At 27.7% G+C, this 26,299-nt stretch carries 19 protein-coding genes; 14 read left to right on the top strand and 5 right to left on the bottom strand.

Translation table 11 applies throughout. The features are described from left to right. The first annotated feature begins 25 nt into the window (after window positions 1–25). From rplK to purH, 8 genes are all read left to right on the top strand, one after another. Window positions 26–454, top strand: a complete 429-nt coding sequence (rplK, locus tag D9V72_RS00190; RefSeq protein ID WP_158354416.1) for a 50S ribosomal protein L11 — start codon at window positions 26–28, stop codon at window positions 452–454. A 2-nt stretch (window positions 455–456) separates the two neighbouring features. Further along, window positions 457–1,152 carry a 50S ribosomal protein L1 gene (gene rplA / locus D9V72_RS00185; RefSeq protein ID WP_158354414.1) on the top strand — a complete coding sequence of 232 codons (696 nt, stop codon included), beginning with the start codon at window positions 457–459 and terminating at the stop codon, window positions 1,150–1,152. Window positions 1,153–1,415: 263 nt separating this feature from the next. Then, a complete protein-coding gene (rplJ, locus tag D9V72_RS00180; protein ID WP_158354412.1) occupies window positions 1,416–1,913 on the top strand; it encodes a 50S ribosomal protein L10 in 498 nt (165 codons plus the stop codon). 66 nt (window positions 1,914–1,979) lie between these two features. Continuing rightward, window positions 1,980–2,348 (top strand): 50S ribosomal protein L7/L12, encoded by a 369-nt coding sequence (gene rplL / locus D9V72_RS00175; protein ID WP_158354410.1) that lies wholly within the window; start codon window positions 1,980–1,982, stop codon window positions 2,346–2,348. A 222-nt stretch (window positions 2,349–2,570) separates the two neighbouring features. Further along, window positions 2,571–6,599 (top strand): DNA-directed RNA polymerase subunit beta, encoded by a 4,029-nt coding sequence (rpoB, locus tag D9V72_RS00170; protein WP_158354408.1) that lies wholly within the window; start codon window positions 2,571–2,573, stop codon window positions 6,597–6,599. Window positions 6,600–6,673: 74 nt separating this feature from the next. Next, on the top strand, window positions 6,674–10,897 hold the full coding sequence (gene rpoC / locus D9V72_RS00165) for a DNA-directed RNA polymerase subunit beta' (protein ID WP_158354406.1): 4,224 nt from the start codon (window positions 6,674–6,676) through the stop codon (window positions 10,895–10,897). A gap of 538 nt (window positions 10,898–11,435) precedes the next feature. Further along, window positions 11,436–11,708 (top strand): HU family DNA-binding protein, encoded by a 273-nt coding sequence (locus tag D9V72_RS00160; protein WP_158354404.1) that lies wholly within the window; start codon window positions 11,436–11,438, stop codon window positions 11,706–11,708. Window positions 11,709–11,856: 148 nt separating this feature from the next. Then, a complete protein-coding gene (purH, locus tag D9V72_RS00155) occupies window positions 11,857–13,434 on the top strand; it encodes a bifunctional phosphoribosylaminoimidazolecarboxamide formyltransferase/IMP cyclohydrolase (protein WP_158354402.1) in 1,578 nt (525 codons plus the stop codon). A 125-nt stretch (window positions 13,435–13,559) separates the two neighbouring features. On the opposite strand, the gene metE is transcribed toward purH, so the two are convergent. Continuing rightward, complete coding sequence (gene metE / locus D9V72_RS00150; RefSeq protein ID WP_158354400.1) at window positions 13,560–15,836, bottom strand: 5-methyltetrahydropteroyltriglutamate--homocysteine S-methyltransferase; 2,277 nt, start codon at window positions 15,834–15,836, stop codon at window positions 13,560–13,562. A gap of 143 nt (window positions 15,837–15,979) precedes the next feature. Here metE and metR point away from each other — a divergent pair, with 143 nt between their 5' ends. Continuing rightward, on the top strand, window positions 15,980–16,912 hold the full coding sequence (gene metR, locus D9V72_RS00145) for an HTH-type transcriptional regulator MetR (RefSeq protein ID WP_158354398.1): 933 nt from the start codon (window positions 15,980–15,982) through the stop codon (window positions 16,910–16,912). Window positions 16,913–16,925: 13 nt separating this feature from the next. Here metR and D9V72_RS00140 read toward each other — a convergent pair whose 3' ends face one another. Further along, entirely contained in the window at window positions 16,926–17,744 is an 819-nt protein-coding gene (locus D9V72_RS00140) for a Cof-type HAD-IIB family hydrolase (RefSeq protein WP_158354396.1), read from the bottom strand. 138 nt (window positions 17,745–17,882) lie between these two features. Between D9V72_RS00140 and glmU the strand changes: the two genes are divergently transcribed. Together glmU and glmS are read left to right on the top strand one after the other, a co-directional pair. Further along, window positions 17,883–19,259: a bifunctional UDP-N-acetylglucosamine diphosphorylase/glucosamine-1-phosphate N-acetyltransferase GlmU gene (glmU, locus tag D9V72_RS00135; protein WP_158354394.1), complete on the top strand. Its 1,377-nt coding sequence runs from the start codon at window positions 17,883–17,885 to the stop codon at window positions 19,257–19,259. Window positions 19,260–19,332: 73 nt separating this feature from the next. Further along, window positions 19,333–21,162, top strand: coding sequence for a glutamine--fructose-6-phosphate transaminase (isomerizing) (gene glmS / locus D9V72_RS00130; RefSeq protein WP_158354392.1), 1,830 nt, complete (start codon window positions 19,333–19,335; stop codon window positions 21,160–21,162). 133 nt (window positions 21,163–21,295) lie between these two features. Here the strand turns inward: glmS and rpoH are convergent, their stop codons facing one another. Both rpoH and ftsY read right to left on the bottom strand, forming a co-directional pair. After that, window positions 21,296–22,153, bottom strand: coding sequence for an RNA polymerase sigma factor RpoH (gene rpoH, locus D9V72_RS00125; protein ID WP_158354390.1), 858 nt, complete (start codon window positions 22,151–22,153; stop codon window positions 21,296–21,298). Window positions 22,154–22,310: 157 nt separating this feature from the next. Beyond that, window positions 22,311–23,432, bottom strand: coding sequence for a signal recognition particle-docking protein FtsY (gene ftsY, locus D9V72_RS00120; protein WP_158354388.1), 1,122 nt, complete (start codon window positions 23,430–23,432; stop codon window positions 22,311–22,313). Between the two features lie 130 nt (window positions 23,433–23,562). Between ftsY and rsmD the strand changes: the two genes are divergently transcribed. From rsmD to dnaC, 3 genes are all read left to right on the top strand, one after another. Next, window positions 23,563–24,135 carry a 16S rRNA (guanine(966)-N(2))-methyltransferase RsmD gene (gene rsmD / locus D9V72_RS00115; protein ID WP_158354386.1) on the top strand — a complete coding sequence of 191 codons (573 nt, stop codon included), beginning with the start codon at window positions 23,563–23,565 and terminating at the stop codon, window positions 24,133–24,135. Window positions 24,136–24,223: 88 nt separating this feature from the next. Next, the gene (dnaT, locus tag D9V72_RS00110; protein ID WP_158354384.1) at window positions 24,224–24,718 is read left to right on the top strand and encodes a primosomal protein DnaT; all 495 of its coding nucleotides are present in this window, start codon (window positions 24,224–24,226) and stop codon (window positions 24,716–24,718) included. Continuing rightward, a complete protein-coding gene (gene dnaC / locus D9V72_RS00105) occupies window positions 24,718–25,458 on the top strand; it encodes a DNA replication protein DnaC (protein ID WP_158354382.1) in 741 nt (246 codons plus the stop codon). Before dnaT ends, dnaC begins: the two co-directional genes overlap by 1 nt. A 21-nt stretch (window positions 25,459–25,479) precedes the next feature. On the opposite strand, the gene efp is transcribed toward dnaC, so the two are convergent. Continuing rightward, window positions 25,480–26,049 carry an elongation factor P gene (gene efp, locus D9V72_RS00100; RefSeq protein ID WP_158354380.1) on the bottom strand — a complete coding sequence of 190 codons (570 nt, stop codon included), beginning with the start codon at window positions 26,047–26,049 and terminating at the stop codon, window positions 25,480–25,482. Window positions 26,050–26,299: the final 250 nt, after the last annotated feature.

Genomic DNA, 26,299 nt, shown 5'->3' with positions numbered 1-26,299 from the left:
ATATTAATATAAAATGAGAAAAAAAATGGCTAAAAAAATACAATCATATATTAAATTACAAGTTTCAGCTGGTACAGCTAATCCTAGTCCACCAATCGGACCTGCTTTAGGTCAAAAAGGTGTTAATATTATGGAATTTTGTAAATTATTTAACAAAAAAACAGAAAATATAGAAAAAGGATTGCCAATACCAGTAATTATTACAGTTTATTCTGATCGTTCATTCACATTTATTACAAAAACACCTCCTGCTTCTATTCTGTTAAAAAAATTGTCTGGAATCAAAAAAGGTTCTAGTAAAACTAAATTAGAAAAAATAGGAAAAATTAAGCGTTCACAGATCAAGGAAATAGCAACTATCAAAAATAATGACATGACTGGTTCTAATATTGAAAATATGATGAGATCTATTGAAGGTACTGCTAAATCTATGGGTCTAATTATTGAGGAATAATAATGAACAAAACAGCCAAACGTATAGAAAACATCAAAAAAAATATTAATTTTGAAAAATTATACCACATTGATGATCTGATAAATTTCTTGAAAGAATCATCTAAAGTAAAATTTAATGAAAGTGTTGACATCGCTATTAATTTAGGAATAGATTCTAAAAAATCAGATCAAAATATTCGAGGTTCAGTAGTACTGCCAAATGGCATTGGACGTTTTATTCGCGTAGCTGTATTTACACAAGGAAATAATGTTGAAATAGCTAAAAATGCAGGTGCAGAATTAATAGGAATGGAAGATTTAGCTGAAAAAATAAAAAAAGAAGGTGTTAATTTTGATATTGTTATTGCTTCACCTGACGCGATGAAAGTCGTAACACAGTTAGGACAAATACTTGGTCCTCGCAATTTAATGCCTAATCCTAAATTAGGAACAGTAACTACGAATATCGCTAAAGCAATTAAAAATGCAAAAACAGGACAAGTACGCTATCGAAATGATAAAAATGGAATTATTCATGCTACAATTGGTCGAATTAATTTTAATAAAAACCAAATAAAAGAAAATGTTAATGTATTTTTAGAAGCTATAAAAAAATCAAAACCACCACATTCAAAGGGCATATATATAAAAAAAATAGTTTTGTCAACAACGATGGGTGTAGGATTAATTCTTGATCAATCTACTTTGTCTCCTTAACAAAATGATTTTCACTTTACGCTATAATAAAAATTATTTATAATGATATCCCTTTTTTGAATTATCAGCTAAATCTTTTTAGTTAAAAACACCTAAAAAATAATCTGATTCTAATGCCAAAATTTATTATTTAATAATTTTTTATAGTCATAGAGTGAAAAAAATAAAAATATATTTTACAAAAATCTTTTATTATAGTTAGTATTTTTATTTAAAATTAATTTAAATTATTTCTCTCTAGATCAATAAGGAGAATGCAATAAATGGCATTAAATCTTTATAATAAGAAATTAATTGTTTCCAAAATCAATAAAATTTCTAATACAGCATTATCAGCTGTTACTGCAGATTCTCAAGGTGTTTGCGTAAATAAAATAAATGAATTAAGAAAATCTGGACGTGAAATAGGAGTAAAAATGAGTATTGTTCAAAATACTCTACTCTCTTTAGCTATTAAAAATACTGTTTTTGAATGTTTAAAAAAAAAATTAAAAGGTTCTACTTTTATCGCTTATTCTATGATACATCCAGGTAGTGGTGCTAGATTATTTAAAGAGTTTTCAAAAAAAAACACCCATTTTAAAATTACAGGAGCAGCTTTTGAAGGTAAATTACTCTCGACTTTAGAAATAAATCAACTTGCAGATATGCCTACTTATAAAGAAGCAATTATTAAACTTTTATTAGTATTGAAGATATCAGTTGCCGGAAAACTTGTTTATACACTATCTGCTATAAAACAAAAAAAAGAAACCTCTTAAAGGTTATTATTTTTGATGTATTAATAACATCTAAAATAATTCTAATTGTTATTAGGAATTATTGTTATGTCTATTACTAAAGAACAAATTTTAGAAGCTGTATCAGAAATGTCTGTTATGAATGTCGTAGATCTTATTTCAGCAATGGAAGAAAAATTTGGAGTATCTGCTAGTATGTCTACTAATACTAACAACCAAAATGAAAAAGATTCACATGAAGAAAAAACAGAATTTGATATTTTTTTAAAAGTTATTGGACCAAACAAAGTATCAGTAATTAAAACTGTACGAAGTGCAACTGGATTGGGATTAAAAGAAGCTAAAGACTTAGTTGAATCTGCTCCAACAGTTTTAAAAGAAAATCTTAGTAAAGCAGATGCAGAATCACTTAAAAAAACATTGGAAGATGTGGGTGCCGAAATCGAAATTAAATAAAAATATTAAATTTTATAATTTAATTAATTTCAAAGCATGGCTGGTGATTTTGATTCACCAGCCTTTTTGATCAAAACATAATTCAAATAATCTTCTAAAAATATTTAATAAAAAAATTATAAAACATAATTCAAATTCTTAAAACAAAATTACAACTGTCTCCCCTTCAGATAAAAAGATAAATTAATTTTTAACTTATCTGTCAACGAGCTTAGGAACCCCATGGTTTACTCTTATACCGAAAAAAAACGCATTCGTAAAGATTTTGGAAAACGTCCTAAAGTTTTAGATATACCGTATCTACTTTCGATTCAATTAGATTCTTTTAAAAAATTTATTCAACCAGATTTAGAAGGTCAATACGGATTAGAAGCAGCATTTCGTTCTATATTTCCTATCCGTGGTTATAATGGAAATTCTGAACTTCAATATGTTAGTTATCGTTTAGGAGAAACAATATTTGATGTGAAAGAATGTCAAATAAGAGGTTCCACTTATTCAGCACCATTGAGAGTAAGATTACGCTTAGTTATCTATGAACGTGACATACTAGAAGCTACTGTTAAAGATATTAAAGAACAAGAAGTTTATATGGGTGAAATCCCTTTAATGACAAATAATGGAACATTTATAATTAATGGGACGGAAAGAGTAGTTGTCTCTCAATTACATCGTAGTCCTGGAGTGTTTTTTGATAGTGACAAAGGTAAAACACATTCTTCAGGAAAAGTCCTCTATAATGCCCGAATTATTCCTTATCGAGGATCTTGGTTAGATTTTGAATTTGATCCCAAAGATAATTTATTTGTTAGAATTGATAGACGTAGAAAATTACCAGTAAGTATTCTTTTACGTGCTCTTAATTATAATACAGAAGAAATATTAAATATCTTCTTTGAAAAAAATATTTTCAACATAGAAAATAATGAAATTAAATTAAACTTAGTACCTGAAAGACTTCGTGGTGAAACTGCATCATTTGAAATTAAAAAAAATGGAAGAATATATATCGAAAAAGGACGTCGTATTACTGCTAGACATATTCAAGAACTCAAAAGAAATAAAATTAAATCTATTGTAGTTCCTGTTGAATATATTTTAGGAAGAATTGTATCTAAAAACTATGTAGATCCAAAAACAGGCGAAATAATTATTTTATCTAACACAGAACTATCTTTAGAAATATTAGAAAAATTAAAAAAATCAGGTTTTCATTCTATTGAAACATTATTTACTAATGATTTAGATCATGGTCCATATATATCTGAAACACTACGAATAGATTCAGCTCACGATCGTATAAGTGCTTTAATAGAAATTTATCGAGTTATGAGACCTGGAGAACCACCTACTAAAGAAGCAACAGAAAACTTGTTTGAAAATTTATTTTTTTCTGAAGATAGGTATGATCTCTCTTCTGTTGGTAGAATGAAATTTAACAGATCTCTTTTGCGTAAAGAAATTGAAGGTTCAGGAACTTTAAATAAAGAAGATATTATAGATGTGATAAAAAAAATTATTGATATTCGTAATGGAAAAGGAGAAGTAGATGATATTGATCATTTAGGTAATAGACGTGTTAGATCTGTTGGTGAAATGGCAGAGAATCAATTTAGAATTGGTTTAGTGAGAGTAGAAAGAGCAGTTAAAGAAAGATTGTCTATCGGTGATTTAGACACTCTTATGCCACAAGATATGATTAATGCCAAACCAATATCAGCTGCTGTTAAAGAATTTTTTGGTTCTAGTCAATTATCACAATTTATGGATCAAAACAATCCTTTATCAGAAATCACACATAAAAGACGGATTTCAGCATTAGGTTTAGGTGGTTTAACTAGAGAAAGAGCAGGCTTTGAAGTGCGAGATGTTCATCCTACTCATTATGGACGCGTGTGTCCCATAGAAACACCAGAAGGTCCGAATATTGGATTGATTAATTCTTTATCCGTGTATGCTCAAACAAATTCATATGGATTTTTAGAAACACCTTATCGAAAAGTTAGAAACGGTTTAGTAACTGAAGAAATTCACTATCTATCTGCTATAGAAGAAGGTAATTATATTATTGCACAAGCCAATACTAACATTGACAAAACTGGTTTCTTTACTGACGATTTAGTAACTTGTCGACATAAAGGTGAATCTAGTTTATTTAATCGTGATCAAGTAAATTATATGGATGTTTCTACTCAGCAGATTGTATCTGTTGGTGCATCTTTAATTCCTTTTCTTGAACATGACGATGCAAATAGAGCATTAATGGGTGCTAATATGCAACGTCAGGCAGTACCTACTCTTAAAGCAGATAAACCTTTAATTGGAACAGGAATGGAACGAGCAGTAGCAGTAGATTCTGGTGTTACGGCAGTAGCTAAAAGAAGTGGTTTTGTTCAATATGTAGATGCTTCACGTATCGTAATCAAAATCAATGAAAAAGAAATGCGCTCAGGAGAAGCCGGAATAGATATCTACAATTTAACTAAATATACTCGATCAAATCAAAACACTTGCATAAATCAAAAACCCTGTGTCAATTTAGGTGAAAAAATTAAGAAAGGTGATGTTCTAGCAGATGGACCGTCTACTGATTTAGGAGAACTTGCATTAGGACAAAATATGCGTGTAGCATTTATGCCTTGGAATGGATACAATTTTGAAGATTCAATTCTAGTATCAGAAAGAGTTGTTCAAGAAGACTGTTTTACTACAATTCATATTCAAGAATTATCATGTATATCACGAGATACTAAATTAGGAGCGGAAGAAATTAGTTCAGATATACCTAATGTAGGTGAAGCTGCGTTATGCAAGTTAGATGAATCAGGCATTGTTTATATTGGTGCAGAAGTAACTGGAGGAGACATACTAGTCGGCAAAGTAACTCCGAAAGGAGAAACTCAATTAACACCAGAAGAAAAATTATTACGTGCTATTTTTGGAGAAAAAGCATCAGATGTAAAAGATTCTTCATTACGAGTTCCTAATGGAGTATCAGGGACCGTAATAGACGTGCAAATATTCACAAGAGATGGTGTAAAAAAAGATAAACGAGCTTTAGAAATTGAAGACATGCAAATTAAAAAAATTAAAAAAGACTTAACTGAAGAGTTTAAAATATTTGAATTAAGTTTATTCACTCATATTAAAAAAACTTTTAAATCTTTAAATATTGAAACAGAACAACTTCATGCACTACCTTTTGAAAAATGGTTTTCTATAGAAATTAAACAAAAAGACAAAAAAAAAGAAGTAGACAAACTTGCAAAACAACACAGTGAATTAAAAGAAGAATTCAATAAAAAAATTGAAATAAAACGTCGAAAAATCACACAAGGTGACGATCTTGCTCCAGGTGTTTTAAAAATAGTTAAGGTATATTTAGCAGTTAAACGTCAAATTCAACCTGGCGATAAAATGGCAGGAAGACATGGCAATAAAGGAGTAATTTCTAAAATTAATCCTATTGAAGATATGCCTTATGATAAAAATGGTATACCAGTCGATATTGTTTTAAATCCATTAGGCGTCCCATCTCGTATGAATATTGGACAAATATTAGAAACTCATTTAGGCATGGCAGCAAAAGGTATTGGTGATAAAATCAATCATATGCTTAAAACACAAGAAAAAATATCTAATTTACGTACATTTATCCAAAAAGCTTTTAACTTAGGAGATAACTTGCGTCAAAAAGTAAATTTAGATACATTTTCAAATGAAGAAATATTACATTTAGCTGAAAATTTAAAAAATGGTATGCCTATTTCTACACCAGTATTTGATGGTGCACAGGAAAATGAAATAAAAAAAATGTTAAAATTTGCAGGTTTACCTACTTCTGGACAAATCACACTTTTCGATGGAAGAACAGGAGAAGAATTTGAAAGACCTGTTACTGTTGGTTATATGTACATGTTAAAATTAAATCATTTAGTAGATGATAAAATGCATGCTCGTTCTACTGGATCTTATAGTTTAGTAACTCAACAACCACTAGGTGGAAAAGCTCAGTTTGGTGGACAACGTTTTGGTGAAATGGAAGTTTGGGCATTAGAAGCGTACGGAGCTTCCTATACATTGCAAGAAATGTTAACTGTTAAATCCGATGACGTAAATGGAAGAACTAAAATGTACAAAAATATTGTAGACGGAAATCATCAAATGGAACCTGGAATGCCGGAGTCTTTTAATGTACTTTTAAAAGAAATTCGATCATTAGGAATTAACATTGAACTAGAAAGCGAATAACAATATCAGAAATATAATAAAAAATATTTATATATTTATTACCTTAAAAGTTTAACTCCAACGAGAGCTAATGCGTGAAAGATTTACTAAAATTTCTAAAATCTCAAACTAAAAATGAAGATTTTGATGCTATTAAAATCTCATTAGCTTCACCTGATATGATTAGATCTTGGTCATTTGGGGAAGTTAAAAAACCTGAAACTATTAATTATCGTACATTTAAACCAGAACGAGATGGATTGTTTTGTGCACGTATTTTTGGTCCAGTAAAAGATTATGAATGTTTATGTGGTAAATATAAGAGATTAAAACATCGAGGTGTAATTTGTGAAAAATGTGGAGTTGAAGTCACACAAAGCAAAGTTAGACGTGAAAGAATGGGTCATATAGAACTTTCTTCACCCACAGCTCATATTTGGTTTTTAAAATCTTTGCCATCACGAATAGGTTTATTGTTAGATATGCCTTTGAGAGATATTGAAAGAGTACTATATTTTGAATCTTATGTTGTTATCGAAACAGGTATGACTAATCTCGAAAAACGTCAAATTTTAACTGAAGAACAATATCTAGATTCGCTAGAAGAATTTGGAGATGAATTCTATGCTACAATGGGAGCAGAAGCAATTCAATTTCTATTAAAAGATATTAATTTAGTTCAAGAATGTAATAAATTGCGTATAGAATTAAATGAAACTAATTCTGAAACTAAAAGAAAAAAACTAACTAAAAGAATCAAATTATTAGAATCTTTTATTCATTCTCATAATAAACCTGAATGGATGATTCTAAATGTATTACCAGTGTTACCACCTGATCTTAGACCATTAGTACCATTAGATGGAGGAAGATTTGCAACATCAGATTTAAACGATTTATATCGCCGAGTTATTAATAGAAATAATCGTCTTAAACGTTTATTAGATCTAGCTGCTCCAGATATAATTGTACGTAATGAAAAAAGAATGCTACAAGAAGCAGTAGATGCATTACTAGATAACGGTAGAAGAGGAAGGGCTATAACAGGATCGAACAAAAGACCTCTTAAATCATTAGCTGATATGATTAAGGGAAAACAAGGCCGATTTCGACAAAATCTTCTAGGAAAACGTGTAGATTATTCTGGTCGTTCAGTAATCACTGTAGGACCTTATCTTCACTTACATCAATGTGGTTTACCTAAAAAAATGGCATTAGAACTTTTTAAACCATTTATATATGGAAAATTAGAAGTTCGTGGTTTAGCAACTACCATTAAAGCAGCGAAAAAAATGGTAGAAAGAGAAGAAGCAGTAGTATGGGATATTTTAGATGAAGTAATTCGTGAACATCCAGTTCTTTTGAATCGAGCACCTACTTTACATAGGTTGGGAATACAAGCATTTGAACCAGTTCTTATAGAAGGAAAAGCAATTCAACTCCACCCGCTAGTGTGTGCAGCTTATAACGCCGATTTTGATGGAGATCAAATGGCTGTACATGTTCCATTGACTCTAGAATCACAATTAGAATCTAGGGCTTTAATGATGTCAACTAATAATATTTTATCCCCAGCTAATGGAGAACCAATTATTGTACCTTCTCAGGATGTTGTTTTAGGGTTGTATTATATGACTCGTGAAAAAATAAACGGAAAAGGTGAAGGGATGTTATTAAATGGTTCTAATGAAGCGGAAAAAGTTTATCGTTTAGGCGTTGCAGAACTACATTCGATAGTAAGGGTACGAATAATAGAATATCAAAAAAATGAAGATCAAAGTTTTAGCACAACAAAAAAAATTGTCACTACTACTATAGGGCGAGCAATTTTATGGATGATTATTCCTAAAGGACTACCCTTTAGTATTATTAACCATACTTTAGGCAAAAAAGATATTTCAAAAATGCTTAATACTTGTTATCGTATTTTAGGACTTAAATCTACTGTATTTTTTGCTGATCAAATTATGTATACTGGTTTCGCTTATGCAGCAAGATCAGGATCCTCAGTTGGTATTGATGATATGGTGATACCAGAAAAAAAAGCAAATATTATTCATGAAGCAGAAATAGAAGTAGCTGAAATACAAGAACAATTTCAATCTGGATTAGTCACAGCAGGTGAAAGATATAATAAAGTTATTGATATTTGGGCAGCAGCTAATGAGAGAGTAGCTAAAGCTATGATGGAAAACTTATCTACAGAGTCTGTTACCAACAAGAAAGGTGAAAAACAAAAACAAATATCTTTTAATAGTATATTTATGATGGCTGATTCCGGAGCACGTGGTTCTGCTGCACAAATTCGTCAATTAGCTGGTATGAGAGGATTAATGGCAAAACCTGATGGTTCTATTATTGAAACACCGATTACAGCTAATTTTCGAGAAGGTTTAAATGTTTTGCAATACTTTATTTCTACACATGGAGCACGTAAAGGATTAGCAGATACAGCACTAAAAACTGCTAACTCTGGCTATTTAACTCGTCGTTTAGTAGACGTAGCACAAGATTTAGTTGTAACACAAGATGATTGTCGAACACATGAAGGAATTTTAATGACTCCGTTAATTGAAGGAGGTGATGTAAAAGAACCATTACGAGAACGTGTTTTAGGTAGAATTACCGCAGAAAACATTATGATTCCGAATACTCAAAATACATTAATTAAAAGAAACACATTATTAAATGAACAATTATGTGATCTTTTAGAATATAATTCTATAGACAATGTTAAAGTAAGATCCGTAGTAAATTGTGAAACTGATTTTGGTGTTTGCGCTTATTGTTATGGTCGAGATTTAGCTCGAGGAAATTTAGTAAATAAAGGAGAGGCCATCGGTGTAATCGCTGCTCAATCTATAGGAGAACCAGGTACACAGCTGACTATGAGAACCTTCCACATTGGAGGTGCAGCGTCAAGAGCTGCAGCAGAATCTAGTATTCAAATAAAAAATCACGGTATTATAAATCTCAATAATGCGAAATCTGTAACTAATTCTAGCGGTAAAATAGTTATTACTTCAAGAAATGTAGAACTTAATATTATTGATAATTTTGGAAGAACGAAGGAAAGCTATAAAGTTCCTTATGGAGCTATTATGGCTAAAGGAGATGGTGAAAAAGTCAACTCCGGCGAAACTGTTGCTAAATGGGATCCACATACCATGCCAGTTATTACTGAAGTTAATGGTTTCGTTCGTTTTCTAGATATGATTGATGGTCAAAGTATTACAAGACAAGCAGATGAATTGACCGGTTTATCTTCTATAGTAATATTAGATACAGCCGAAAGAATGTCGATTGGAAAAGATTTAAGACCAGCATTAAAAATTGTTGACTGTAATGGAAAAGATGTTCTTATTTCAGGAACAGACATGCCTGCACAATATTTTTTACCGGGAAAAGCTATTGTGCAACTTAATGATGGAGTCCAAATTAGTTCTGGTGATACATTAGCGCGCGTACCACAAGAATCTGGAGGTACTAAAGATATAACTGGTGGACTACCAAGAGTTGCAGATTTATTTGAAGCTAGACGTCCGAAAGAATTAGCAATTTTAGCAGAAATAAGTGGTATTATATCTTTTGGGAAAGAAACTAAGGGAAAAAGAAGATTAGTTATTACACCAGTAAATGGTAACGATTCCTATGAAGAAATGATTCCAAAATGGAGACAATTAAATGTCTTTGAAGGAGAAAGGGTGGAAAGAGGAGATGTGGTATCTGATGGACCAGAATCACCACATGACATCCTTCGATTAAGAGGAGTTCAAGCTGTAACTAGATATATTGTCAACGAAGTACAGGAAGTATACCGTCTACAAGGTGTAAAAATTAATGATAAACATATTGAAGTAATCATAAGACAAATGCTGCGGAAAGCTACTATAATTAAATCAGGAGATTCTGATTTTTTAGAAGGTGAACAAGTTGAATTTTCTCGTATAAAAATTTCAAATCGAATATTAGAGAAAAAAAAGAAAATAACAGCTACTTTTTCAAGAGATTTATTGGGAATTACTAAAGCATCACTTGCAACAGAATCTTTTATATCTGCAGCTTCTTTTCAAGAAACGACAAGAGTATTAACTGAATCTGCAGTAGCAGGAAAAAAAGATGAATTAAGAGGATTAAAAGAAAATGTAATTGTTGGTCGTTTAATTCCTGCTGGAACGGGATATGCATATCATAAAGAACGTTTTAATCGTCGTCAAAAAAAACATAACAGTCCAACAGTTAGTAGTTCTCAAATCAGCGCTGAAGAAGCTTCTGCTAGTCTTTCAGAATTATTAAATTCTACTCTTATAGAAAAATAAATGATCTTTAATATTTTTATATATCTAAATTATGGCTGCTCTTAAAAGCAGCCACAGTAGAAATATAATAATTTCATATTATTGTATGAATATATTAAACTAGTTTATAAAAATAATCATTTTTTTAAAAAATTATTGAATTTAATAAGAATATACAAGACAATTTTAAAACAAAATACAGAATTATTTAATTTTATTATTTTTTAAAAAATAATTTTTTTAAAATAAATATATAGTTTTCATGTAATCTCTTTATTAATAATATTCAGATATATTAAATATTTAAATTTCTTTCAGAAATGAATTTGTAAACTAATTCTTCTTTCTTTTTATATTGTTTTTAATAAATATAAAAATTTTTAATTAATAAAAAATTATATAATATAAAAGAAATATAATTCTTCTTTCATATAAAAAACGCACATAAAAACTTACTATAAAAAAAATAGTTTTAATATAAATTTTTCCATCTAAATTTATAAAAATAATATCTAAATAAATTATTAATTTTTACATTTAAATAAAAAAAGGAAAAATAATGAATAAAACTCAATTAATCGATATTATTTCTAAGAAATCTAATTTATCTAAAATACAAGCGAAATTGACTTTAGAAACGACATTGTCAACTATTATTGATTCTTTAAAAAAAGGCGAATCTGTACAAATAGTTGGATTTGGTACTTTTAAAGTTAATTTAAGATCATCTCGTATAGGACGAAACCCTCAAACAGGAAAAGAAATACATATCCCCGCGACTAAAGTTACTAGTTTTACATCTGGCAAAACATTAAAAAATGCAATTAAATGATTGTAACTCACAACACATTTCAAGGGGCATAATGCCCCTCACTAAATAAATATTCTATTAATAATCATTTTAATAAAAATAATTATATATTTAAAATAATCTGAATATAAAAAAATATTTAATTTTTTTAAAAATAAGAAAATATATTATGCCATCTAATCATCTTATAAAAAATGCATTAATTAGTGTTTCTGATAAAACAGATATTTTAGAAATAGCAAAAACATTAATAAAAAATAAAATCAATTTATTTTCTACAGGAGGAACTGCTCAGATCTTAAAAAAAAATAATATACTTGTTACTGAAATTTCAGATTATACAAAATTTCCCGAAATAATGGATGGACGAATTAAAACATTACATCCCAAAGTTATGGGTGGTATTTTAAGAAGAAAAGACAAAGACAAGAAAATTATGAAATTATATGATATTTGTCCAATAGATATCGTTATCGTAAACTTTTATCCATTTGAAAAAATAAAAAATATAAACAAAAATAACATAGATGATATTATCAATAATATTGATATAGGTGGACCGACACTTGTACGCGCTTCTGCAAAAAATTATAAGAATGTTATAATCATAGTAGATATCCGTGATTTTCAATTTATTATTAATTCTATTAATAATAATACCATGAATAGCGAAAAAAGATTTTTTTTAGCATCTAAAGCATTTGAATACACATTGTCTTATGAAAAAATTATTTCACAATATTTTACAAAAAAAAATAGTTTTCACAAAAATGACAAAAATAATTTTTTTCCTCAAGAAATAAACTTTTCTTTTATAAAAAAACAAGACTTAAGATATGGAGAAAATTATCATCAAAAAGCATCTTTTTATATAGAAAAACATATATTCCAATCCGGAACAATTAGCACAGCACATCAAATTCAAGGAAAAACTTTATCATATAATAATATATCAGATTCCGATATAGCATTAGAATGCGTAAAAGAATTTAGTAAACCCGCGTGTGTTATTGTAAAACATGGAAATCCTTGTGGTGTAGCAGTAAGTAATAATATTTTAAAATCATATTTATTAGCATACCATGCTGATCCTATTTCAGCATTTGGAGGCGTAATTGCTTTTAACTATATACTCGATGAAAAAACTGCTCAAAAAATTATTGATCAACAATTTGTTGAAGTTATTATTATTCCTGAAATAAGTGATTTAGCACTAAAAATATTAGAAAAAAAACAAAATATAAGAGTACTTGTTACTGGGAAGTTACAAAAAAATAAAATGGGTCTAGATTTAAAAAAAATTACTAATGGATTAATTGTACAAGAACATGATTCTTATAATACAAATTATAAATCATGGAATTTTGTTACAAAAAGAAACCCAAAAACAACAGAACTAAAAGATGCTATTTTCTGTTGGAAAGTCGCTAAATTTGTAAAATCTAATGCAATCGTATATGGTCGTGATCAAGTTACTATTGCAATAGGAGCTGGTCAAATGAGCAGGATTTATTCGACTAAATTAGCTAATATAAAAGCGAAAGATCACGGTTTTAATGTTATTGGTGCAACTATGGCTTCCGATGCTTTTTTCCCTTTTCGAGATGGAATAGACAGTGCTGCCTCTGTTGGTATTAGTTGTATAATTCAACCAGGAGGTTCAATACGCGATAAAGAAACCATTCAAGCAGCAAATGAATATAATATAGCAATGATTTTTACTAATAAGCGTCATTTCAAACATTAATTGTTTTTTGATTTACAAAGGATGTAATAATTTATAACAATTAAATCATCATTTAGATTTTTTGAAATAATCTAAAAGATGATTTAATAACAAGATTATATTCCAAAAATCAAAAATAAATAGATTTAATTAAGATCACTTTCTTTAATTTTTTCTCTTAATTTTTTCGTTGCTTTAACCATATTTTTCAAAGCTAGCATTGTTTCGTTCCAATTTCTTGTTTTTAAACCGCAATCTGGATTTACCCACAGACGTTTTACAGGAATATATTTCATTGCTTTATTTAAAAGAATAGTAATTAATTTGGCATTTGGTATATTAGGAGAATGAATGTCGTACACTCCCGGACCAACTTCATTAGGATAGCTAAATTCTTTGAATGATTCTAGCAATTCCATATCTGAACGAGCTGTTTCAATTGTAATTACATCAGCATCTAATAACGCAATAGAGTTTATTATATCATTAAATTCACAATAGCACATATGTGTATGAATTTGTGTGGTGTTTTTAACTCCTGAAGAACTTAATCGAAATACGTCAACAGCCCAAGATAAATATTCATACCAAGAACTTTTTCGTAAAGGCAAACCTTCTCGTAATGCCGGTTCATCAATTTGAATTATTTCTATTTTTTGTTTTTCTAAATCTAAAACTTCATCATATAATGCCAAAGAAATTTGTGTTGCAATTTTTTTCAATGAAATATCTTCTCTAGGAAAAGACCATAATAAAATTGTAACTGGTCCTGTTAACATCCCTTTAACTGGTTTTTTAGTTAAAGATTGAGCATATTTAGACCATTCTATGGTAATTGGTTTTGGACGGCTAATATCTCCAATAATAATAGGCGGTTTTACACAACGTGAACCATAACTCTGTACCCATCCGTTATCTGTAAATACAAAACCATCTAAATGTTCACTAAAATATTCTACCATATCATTTCTTTCAGCTTCACCATGAACTAAAACATCTATACCTAATTCTTCTTGTATTCTTATAACTTTTTTAATATGTATTTTAATGCCTTTTGTATATTCTTCGTTAGTTATTAATCCTAATTTAAAATTACGACGTAATTTTCTTATATCAATAGTTTGAGGAAAAGAACCGATGGTAGTAATAGGTAAAATAGGTAAATTAAATTTTTTATTCTGTTCTATAGCACGAATTTTATAAGAATTTAAACGTTTATATGTATTCATTGAAAGATTAGATAAACGGTTTTCTACTTCAATTTTATGTACTCTTTTAGAAAATTTACGTTCATGAATAGGCAAACTCCATTTCGTAATTGCATTAATATCATTATTATTCAAAGCATTTGATAATAACCCTAACTCTATACATTTTTGTACAGAAAAAGAAAACCATTCTTTTACTTCTTTATCTAATTTTTTTTCTTTTTCTAAATCAATTGGTGTATGTAAAAGAGAACAGGATGAACCAATTAGTATTCTTGTATGATTTTTTGCAATTAATTTAATAATTTTAAACCATTTTAAAAGATCAGAACGCCAAATATTTCGACCATTAATCACACCTAAAGACAAGATCCATTCTGATGATATTTTAGAAACAAAATCCGTTAAATTATACTTTCCAAAAATCAAATCAATATGAATACCTTGAACTGGTAAATCACGAATAAATTCTATATTGTGTTCAATACTATCAAAATATGTTGTAAGTAATAGTTTTGTGATTCCAAATAGTTCTTTATAAACGTAAAAATAAGCATCTTTCCATTTTTTAGGTAATTCAAAAACCAATGTAGGTTCATCAATTTGAACAAGATCAACACCACGTTTAAATAATTCAGTTAAAACATATTTATATATTGGAATTATATCTTTTAAAAGATCAAGACGATTAAAATTTTCCCCTTTTACTTTTCCTAACCAAAGATATGTAAGTGGACCTAAAAGTATAGGTTTAACTCTATATCCTAATAATAACGCTTCATCAACTTCATCTAGAATTTGTGTCCAAGAAAATTTTAAAACTTTATTTTTATAGAATTCAGGTACAATATAATGATAATTAGTATTAAACCATTTAGTCATTTCTGAAGCTGAAACATCTGGAGCACAACCTCTTGCAATACGAAATAAACAATCTAAATCAATAGAATTAGTGATATTATTATGTCTTTCTGGAATATTTCCTAACATCATACTAGTTGTTAATACATGATCATACCAAGCAAAATCTCCAACTGGGATATAGTCAATTCCAGACTCTTTTTGTTTTTGCCAGTGTTTTTTTCTCAACTCGCGACCAACTGATAACAAATCTTTAAGTGCAAGTTCACCAGACCAATATTTTTCTTGGGCTTTTTTTAATTCACGATTCAAACCTATTCTTGGAAAACCAAGAGTATGATTTAAAATTGTCATTTTAAATACCTTATGTTTTATAAATGAGATTTTTAGTGTAAAAATAATTTATAATTGCTTTATATAAAATATATATTCTATAATTCTAGTATTAAAGAAAATTATCAAGCTTAAATACTTAATTCTTGATATGAAGGAATCTCATGATTGAAATAAAACATCTTCGAACATTACAAGCGTTAAAAAATAATGGTTCATTAAGTGCAGCGGCAATTCAACTACATCAAACACAATCAGCAATATCACATCAATGTAACCAATTAGAAAAAAAAATAGGATTTAAATTATTTATTCGAAAAACTAATCCTATAATATTTACAATTAAGGGTAAAATTTTACTTAAATTATCTGAAGAAATATTACCAAAAATACAAACAGCAATACAATCATGTACAGAATCTCATTGTATGAGAATTCGATTAGCAATTGAATGTCATAGCTGTATTCAATGGTTAACTCCAGTACTAAAAGTTTTTCAAAAAAAATATCCAAAAATAGACATAGATTTTTATTCTGAGATGAATTTTAATCCTCAAACATTTTTACAACAAGGCAAGCTCGATATTGTACTTACTTCAGAAGTATTACCTCGAAGTAATTTATTTTATATGCCAATATTTGATTTTGAAGTACGTCTAGTGTTATCTCCTAATCATCCTCTTGTGTTAAAAGAAAATAATATCATACCTCAAGATCTTGCATCTGAAATATTAATGACTTATCCTATTCAAAGACGTAGACTAGACATATGGAAATATTTTTTACAACCATCTGGAATTATACCTATTTTTAAAAATGTTAATAACACATTACTTTTAATTCAAATGGTATCAGCACAAATGGGAATTGCTGCACTACCACATTGGGTGGTAGAGAACTTTGAACGTCAAGGTTTGATCGTAACAAAAAGAATAGGAGATGGAATATGGGCACGATTATATGCAGCTATACGTAATGGTGAACAAAAAGAACTAGTTATCCAAAATTTTGTTCATTCTATTCGTTTGCACGTCTCTACTCATTTGCAGTTTATTCGTAGTATATTAAGAAAAAATATTTTTATTAAAAAATGTTAATTTTTTATTAAACTTATGATATATTTTCATGATTTTCTATAAAATTTTTATTTAAACATCTCGCAACACCATCATTATTATTACTGCCAATAATTTCAATATGGGGTAATATGTCTTTTAAACGTGAATCTGCGTTTTGCATAATATATGCTTTTCCAGCAATAGTTAACATATCTTGATCATTCATTCCATCACCAAAAGCAATACAATTATTTAAAGAAATGCCTAGCAAATTAGATATTAATTTCAATCCATAACCTTTTGAAGTAGTTCCGGATACAATTTCAAGACAACCTGGTACTGAAAAATTGATATGAATTTTACTACCATAAAAGTCAGTAATTTTCTTTTTAAGAACATATAATTTCTGAAAATTTCTACTTGTAAAAAAAATTTTACTAATATTATTAAAATCTAAATGGTCTGGATGAAAATATTCATATTTTAACGATGAAAGAGCAGGACAAAATTTATTATCTATTTTATTGTTATTTATATACCATTTATTATTTTGATATACTTGTGTGATAATTTCTGGATCTAAATATTCTATTCTACAAAGTGTCGAAGCAATATTTATTTCTAAATTATCACTAAATATTAGTTCATCATCTAAATTATAAATTTTAGCACCATTTGAAGTAATCATAAAAATCTTTATTTTTAAACTATCTCTAATTTCCATGACATCTATATAATGACGACCTGAAGCAAAAACAAAATAAAAATTTTTTTCTATTAATAATCGTATAATCTCTGCAGTATATTTTGTTATTTTGTTCTCTGAAGAAAGCAAGGTACCGTCTAAATCTACTGCAATAATATAAGTCATAAAAAAACCTTAAAAAATATAATATATTTTATTATAAAAACATATTATATATACATAAATTAATATATAAACATTTTATTTATAAGATTAATACATTAAAAACATTTTATTTAATAACATATTGCAAAAAGGGTATTTATGTTAATACAAGATATAATTGTAGTAATACTTGCTGCTGGGAAAGGAACCAGAATGAAATCTAATCATCCTAAAGTATTACATTGTTTAGGAAATAAAACAATTTTAGAACATGTAATACAAACTGCACAATCTATAAAACCTAAAAGAATTATACTAGTTTACAATTCTCAAAAAAAAATTAAATTTTCTAATGCGCATAATATTCCAATTGAATGGGTCATACAAGAAAAACCACAAGGAACTGGACAAGCTATACTGCTCGCAATAAAAAAAATTTCAGATAATGAAAATATACTAGTTCTATATGGTGATGTACCATTTATTTCACTTGAATCAATAAAAAAACTACAAACATCTAAAAAAAAATCAAAAATCAGTTTATTAACTGCAAAAATAAAAAATCCTAATGGATATGGACGTATTTTAAGAAAAAAAGGAAAAGTTATCGGCATAATAGAAGAAAAAGATGCAAATAATAAACAAAAAAATATTAAAGAAGTATATTCAGGAGTTTTTATAGCAAAAAGAAGAAATTTAAAAAGATGGTTAGAAAAAATTGATAAAAAAAATAACAAACAAGAATTTTATGCGACAAATATTGTCTCTTTAGCTTATCTTGAAGGTAGTTTTATTACAACAGTACAACCATCAAATCATGAAGAAATATTAGGTATAAATAATAAATTACAATTATCTATTTTAGAAAATATTTTTCAAAAAAAACAAATTAAAAACTTACTTGCTAATGGAGTCATAATAAAAGATCCATCTCATTTTTTTCTTAGAGGAACATTACAACACGGTCAAAATATTGAAATAGATACAGGTGTTATTCTGGAATATCATGTTATTTTAGGTGATAATGTTAAAATTGGTCCTGGTTGTATTATTAAAAATAGTATTATTGATAGTCAAACTAACATTCAAGCATATACAATTATAGAAAATGCTAAAATAGGAAAAAATTGCATCATAGGTCCATTTGCTCATTTACGTTCAAATACTTTATTAGATGAAAATGTTCATATAGGTAATTTTGTTGAAATTAAAGATAGTTTTATAAAAAAACAATCTAAAGTAAAACACTTAAGTTATCTTGGTGATTCTGAAATTGGTTCGAAAGTAAATGTTGGAGCTGGTAGTATAACATGTAATTATGATGGGATAAATAAATTTAAAACTATTATTGGTGATAATGTTTTAGTAGGTTCTAATACACAATTAGTTGCACCTATAAAAATTGTAAAAAATACAACTATTGCAGCAGGAACTACCTTAACTAAAGATGTGAACACACCTTGTTTAGTTTATAATGCTAAAGAACAAAAATACAAAAAAAATTGGACGCGACCTCATAAAATCAATCAAAAATAATTTTTATAATTTATCAGACTAATATATTTACTTTTAAAATAAAATATTTTAATAAAAAATAAAAGGTATCAATATGTGTGGTATTGTTGCTGCAGTAACACAACGTAATGTTGCTAATTTTCTTGTCGACAGCATTAAAAAACTAGAATATCGAGGATATGATTCTTCAGGATTAGCTGTGATAGATAATGAAAACAATATTATTCGAATTCGTTGTGTTGGAAAAGTTAATGAACTTATAAAAAAAACAAACAAAAAAAAAATACTTGGTAATATTGGTGTAGCTCATACTCGATGGGCTACTCATGGGAAAGTTTCAAAAGAAAATACTCATCCACATATTTCTTCAAATATTGTTGTTGTACATAATGGAATTATTGAGAATAATTCTATATTACGTCTTTTTTTACAAAAAAAAGGATATATATTCTCTTCTGATACTGATACAGAAGTAATTGCACATTTATTACACTGGGAACAAAATAAAAAACAAAATTCTCTGAAAAAAGTTATACAAAATAGCATAAAACAGTTAGATGGTAATTATAGTATGGTTGTAATTGACAAAAATAATCCTTCAAAATTGATAGCTGCACGTTCTGGAAGCCCGTTAATTATAGGATTAGGAATAGAAGAAAATTTTATATCTTCTGATCAAATCGCATTATTACATGTAACAAAACGTTTTATATACTTAGAAGAAGGTGATATTGCGATTGTTAAAAAAAAAGAAATTAATATTTTCAATAAAGACAATTTTTTTATTAAACGAAAAGAAATCATATCCAATTCAGAATATAAATCAGTAAAAAAAGGAAAGTATCGTCATTATATGGAAAAAGAAATATATGAACAGCCTAAATCAATTCGCAACACTTTAAAAAATCGTTTAAAAAATAAAAATAAAGTATATTTTTCTGAATTAGCATCAGAAGCAAATGATGTATTTTGTAATACAGAAAACATTCAAATAGTTGCATGTGGTACATCATATAATGCGGCAATGGTTTCTAAACATTGGTTTGAATCACTTGCGAATATTCCTTGTGATGTTGAAATTGCATCTGAATTTTCTTCAAGAAAATTAACTGTAAGAAAAAAAAGTTTACTAATTACTTTATCACAATCAGGTGAAACTGCGGACACATTATTAGCATTAAGATATTCCAAAAAACTTGGATATCTAGGAAACTTAACCATATGTAATATGGAAAGTTCATCTTTAGTGAAAGAATCTGATTTCTATATACTAACTAAAGCAGGCTTAGAAATAGGAGTAGCTTCAACAAAATCTTTTACAACTCAACTAACTGTTTTACTTATGTTGGTCGCTAAAATAATAAATGTAAAAGAAGAAAACACCAGCATATCAAAAAAAATTGTACAAACTTTGAATTTGTTACCTGTTAGAATTGAAAAAATTTTAAAAAAAAATTACATAATAAAAAACGTGGCTAATATATTAGCTAACAAAAAAAATATACTGTATCTTGGACGAGGTAATCAATATCCAATTGCAATGGAAGGAGCTTTGAAATTAAAAGAAATTGCTTATATTCATGCTGAAGCATATCCATCTGGAGAACTTAAGCACGGTCCTCTTGCACTCATTGATAAAAATATACCGGTTATTATGATCGCTCCTAAAAATTCATTATTAGAGAAAAATAAGAAGAACATTAAAGAGATATGTTCTAGAGGAGGTTTAATTTATGTTTTTTCAGATCAAGAATTTGATCATGAAGATAATATGAATATTATAAAACTTCCATATGTAGAAGAACTAATAGCACCTATTTTTTATATAATACCTTTGCAGTTACTTGCTTATTACATTGCATTAAAAAAAGGAAAAGACATTGATCAACCGAGACATCTTGCAAAATCAGTAACAGTAGAATAAAATTTATATAAAAAAATATCTATTAAATTTAAAAAAGAGTATGAGTCTTCGATTTAATAACACTCAATCTCATACTCTATATAAACATTTTTAATAAAACTAAATTATATAATGTCAAAAATCACGTCTTTATCTAATCTTCTATAGCTATTTTTAATTTTTTCATTGCATTTTTTTCTAATTGTCGAACCCGTTCAGCAGAAATACCGTAATTATTTGCTATAGTTTGCAAAGTGTTTTTTTTAGTTTTATCTAGCCAACGCGCATAAATAATATGACGACTACGTTCATCTAATCTTAAAAGCGCATTACTCAGTTTATTTACAGCATGTTCTTCCCAATTGTCTTGCTCCACACTACTAGCAAAATTTGATTTTTTATCTTGCAAATATTGTATAGAAGAGCTATTTATTTTACCATCAAAATCTTCTTCTGGTAATGGATTGAAAGTAATATCTTGAGCAGACATACGAGATTCCATTTCTCTTACATCTCTACTGCTTACTCCTAATTCTCTAGCAACTATTTGAATTTCTTCTTCATTAAACCAACCCAATCTTTTTTTAGTTTTTCTCAAATTAAAAAATAGTTTTCTTTGAGATTTAGTAGTTGCAACCTTAACGATACGCCAATTACGTAAAACATATTCATGTATTTCAGATTTAATCCAATGGACAGCAAAAGAAACAAGACGAACTCCTATTTCTGGGTTGAATCTACGCACTGCTTTCATTAATCCGATATTACCTTCTTGTATAAGATCAGCTTGAAGTAAACCGTATCCTGAATAGTTGCGTGAAATATGGATTACAAAACGGAGATGGGATAAAATCAAAGTTTTTGCGGCATCTAAATCGCTATTATAACGTAATCGTTTAGTGAGTATTTTTTCTTCTTCGATGGATAGCATCGGCCATAAGTTAGCTATTCTAATATAAGCATCTAAATTACTTGGTGGTGTTACAGATAAAATCTGTACTTTGTTAATCATTTTAATTCCCGCATCAATGAATTATATATACTGAATTATTAACATGTGGGACACATCTATAATACTTCAATTAAAAATATAAATCAAAGATTTATATAAAATAATTCATCTATTCTTAATAATTTCTTTAAATTAATATTTAATAATATTTTCTTTTTTATGTGAATATAGACTCAATAAATTCTTGACTATTAAAGACACCTAAGTCCTGTGTTTTTTCACCAATTCCAATATAACGAATAGGAATTTTAAATTGATCAGCTAAAGAAAAAACAACTCCTCCTTTCGCTGTTCCATCTAATTTTGTAATGATAATTCCGGTTAAATCTAATGATTTATGAAACATTTCTGTTTGTTGTATTGTATTTTGTCCATTACAAGAATCCACAATTAATATTTTTTCATGCGGTGCAGAAACATCTATTTTTTTAATTACTCTAACTATTTTTTTTAGTTCTTCCATTAGATGTAATTTATTATGTAATCTACCAGCTGTATCAATAATTAAAACATCTATTTTTTTTGATTTTGCTGATTTTACTGCATCAAATATCACTGCTGCAGGATCTGCACCAGAACGCTGTGCTACTACTGGTATGTTATTTAATTTTGCTAGTACTTGTAATTGTTCTATACCTGCAGCTCTAAACGTATCTGCAGCAGCTAACATTATCGATTTTCCTTCTAGTTTATATTTCTGTGCTAGTTTAGCAACTGTTGTAGTCTTTCCTGTACCATTAACTCCTACTACTAAAATTATAAAAGGAGTATGATTAGATATTTCTAAAGGTGCTTCTACTTTTTTTAAAATGTTATACATATTTTTTTTCAATAAAAAATACAGTTTTTCAGAATTTTTTAAATCCTTACGATTAACATCTTTAATTAAATTACTAATAATTCGATTAGTGGTGTTAATTCCAATATCAGCAAGTAACATCTTTTCTTCTAATTCTTCGAAAAGCACACTATCAATTTTTTTAGATAAAAAAATATGACTAATTCCCTCTCCAAGAAATTTTTGTGTTTTTTTTAAACTTTGTTTTAAACGTGAAAAAAAACTTTTTTTTGTATTCTGTCTGTTTTCTAGATTATTACTAGAATTTTTTAATATTTCTATATTATCTTTTTTAATTAATATAGGTTCTGAAGCATATTCTGCTTTACTGTTAAAACTATTTTTTTCTTCTTGATTATTTTTTATTACATCTGTTGTTTTCTTTTTTTTTATTTTAGAACTTAACCAAGAAAAAAAACCATTTTTTCTTTTATCTACCATATTATTTACCTTGTAGTTTGTAAATAAAAATTATATTTTTTAAAATTAAGTATTAAAAAATATTTATTTAATTTTTTATTAATATTAATATTTAAATAAATTATATCACTAACATAAATATTCTAACAAAATGAATAATTCTTTTTTTAAAAAAAACGGCAAAATTTATATTATTTCTGGAAAACTTAAAGGAAGAAAAATATCTTTTAATAATATCTCAAATTTACGTCCTACTACTAATCAAATAAGAGAAACACTATTTGAATGGTTATCTAAATATATTAAAAACTCTCGATGTCTTGATTGTTTTGCAGGTAGTGGCGCATTAGGAATAGAAGCTATATCTCGGTATGCTACATGTGCAACTTTTCTGGAAATAGAAAAAAAAACATTTTTTAATTTAAAAAAAAATATAAAAGCATTAAAAATATGTAATGCAGAGATTATACGTACTAATACATTCGATTGGTTAAAAAAATCTAGAAAACCATATGATATAATCTTTATTGATCCTCCTTATTATAAAGATTTAGTCAAAAAAACTATTGATTTATTAGAAAATAAAAAATGGATTAAAAAAAATTCTTTTATTTATATAGAACAAGAAAAACAAAAATCTCTAACATTACCAAACAACTGGGTTTTATATAAAAAAAAAATTACAAATAAAATACAATGTTACCTATATTTTTTTAATATATAAAACCAATAAAATGATAATATTTTGTGTTAAAAAATTTAATAATATACAATATATAAATTCTTAAAAATTAAAATAGGAAAAAATATTTATGAAAGTTTTAGTTTCTGATAATGTATCTCTTGATTTATTTTGTAAAAATCCGATACAAAATTTAGAAAAATCTAAAAAAGGAATTATGGCGGTACTAAAAAATAATTCCCCTATTTTTTATGTAATTACACCTGATTTATTAAAAAAAATGTTTGATCTTAATGATTGCTTATTGAACCAAAATACAATACAACAAAAATTTATAAAAAAATTTTCGATGCATCCAAAATGGACTCCTGACAAAGATTTTATTCGTCAAGCAGCATTATGGGGAATTATATTAACTGAAGAAATATCGGAATCTGAACTTGCATCTTTTATTTCCTATTGGCAAGCAGAAGGTTGTTTCTTTCATCATATACAATGGCAACAAAAATTAGCTAGAAGTTTACAAAAAAGCAGATCTATTATTTATACATCACAAAAAAAACGAGATATTACATATATTCCAACACCTGATCAAACTATACCAAATGGATTTAGAGGTAAATAATGACATTTTATACTGAATTCTTCAAACGTCTTCAACGTCTTATGCCTAAAAACATTACACCTAAATTTGATAATGATGCAGCGTTGTTAGCTTGGAACCAAGAACAAGGAAGATTATCTTCTGAATCTATACTACGCGAAAATAAAGCAATGAAAATGCAACGTGTTCTAGGTAGATCTGGTATTAGAGAACTATATATGAACTGCTCATTTGATAATTATAAAATTGAACATGATGGCCAAAAAAAAGTCTTGAAAGCTTCAAAACGATACGCAGAAGAATTCAACGAAAATATCGCTAGTTTTATTTTTTCGGGAAAACCTGGAACAGGAAAAAATCATTTAGCATCCGCTATAGGCAATTACCTAATATTACATGGAAAAAGTATTTTACTTGTAACAGTAGCAGACCTGATGTCTAATATGAAAGGAACATTTAGCGGTACTAGTAATATTACTGAGGAAAATTTATTGCATAATCTCAGTAGTGTTGATTTATTGATGATTGATGAAATTGGCATGCAAACTGAATCTCGTTATGAAAAAGTGATCATCAATCAAATAGTTGATAGAAGATCGTCATCTAAACGTTCTACGGGCATGTTATCTAATTTAGACCATAAAGGAATGAAAAGCTTACTAGGTGAAAGAGTCATAGATAGAATGCGTTTAGGAAACAGTTTATGGCTAACTTTTGAATGGGATAGTTACAGACAATATGTTAATGGGAATGAATATTAACACAACACAGAAGAAAACTTCTTATTTTATTCTAGATACATATTCACCTGATCTCGTATCCACTTTAATTAATGAACCGACTTGAATAAATAAAGGTACTTTTACAATGGCACCAGTACTTAATGTGGCTAATTTAGTACCACTCGTATTGATGGTGTCGCCTTTAATAGTTACTTGTACATCTATAACTTTAAGATTAACAAAATTGTTAGGTGTGATTGAAATTGGTTGATTATTCCATAAAGTCACAGTACACGTGTCTTGTTCTAATAACCATTTTTTATGAATCCCGATTATTTTTTCTTCTATTGATAATTCCTCAAAAGTATTATTGTCTATAAAATACCAAAAACAACCATCATTATATAAATAAGATAATACATATTCTGTAATATCAGCTACTTCTAAAAAATCAGTAGATTTAAACGTCTTTTCTATAAGTTGGTTTGTTAATAGCTTGCGTAGTTTTACACGAACAAAAGACTGCCCTTTTCCAGGTTTCACAAATTCACTAGATTCTATCAAACACGGTTCAGACTCAAAAATAATTTTACAACCTAAACGAAAATTATTAGTATGATAAACTCTCATGAAACCTCTATTTTTATAAAGAAATTACTGCTTTTATATAAAATTATTAATTTATATTAATAAAAAAAAATTACATTTTAAATAAAATATTTTTATTATGTATAACACGTTTTGTTTGAAAGTTTCAAAGTATAAGAAAAATTTGTATAAAAATAACGAATAAGTCGAGGCTATAAATAATTTTTAAAAAGTTAGTAATTAATTAAAAATTTTTACAAAAAAGAATTTTATATAAAAAAATATATAAATA

The organism is Buchnera aphidicola (Macrosiphum gaurae) (assembly GCF_005080965.1).
Taxonomy (GTDB): Bacteria; Pseudomonadota; Gammaproteobacteria; order Enterobacterales; family Enterobacteriaceae; genus Buchnera; species Buchnera aphidicola_S.
Note: the sequence above shows the minus strand (reverse complement) of the source record. Positions and strands in the feature narration are given on the sequence as shown.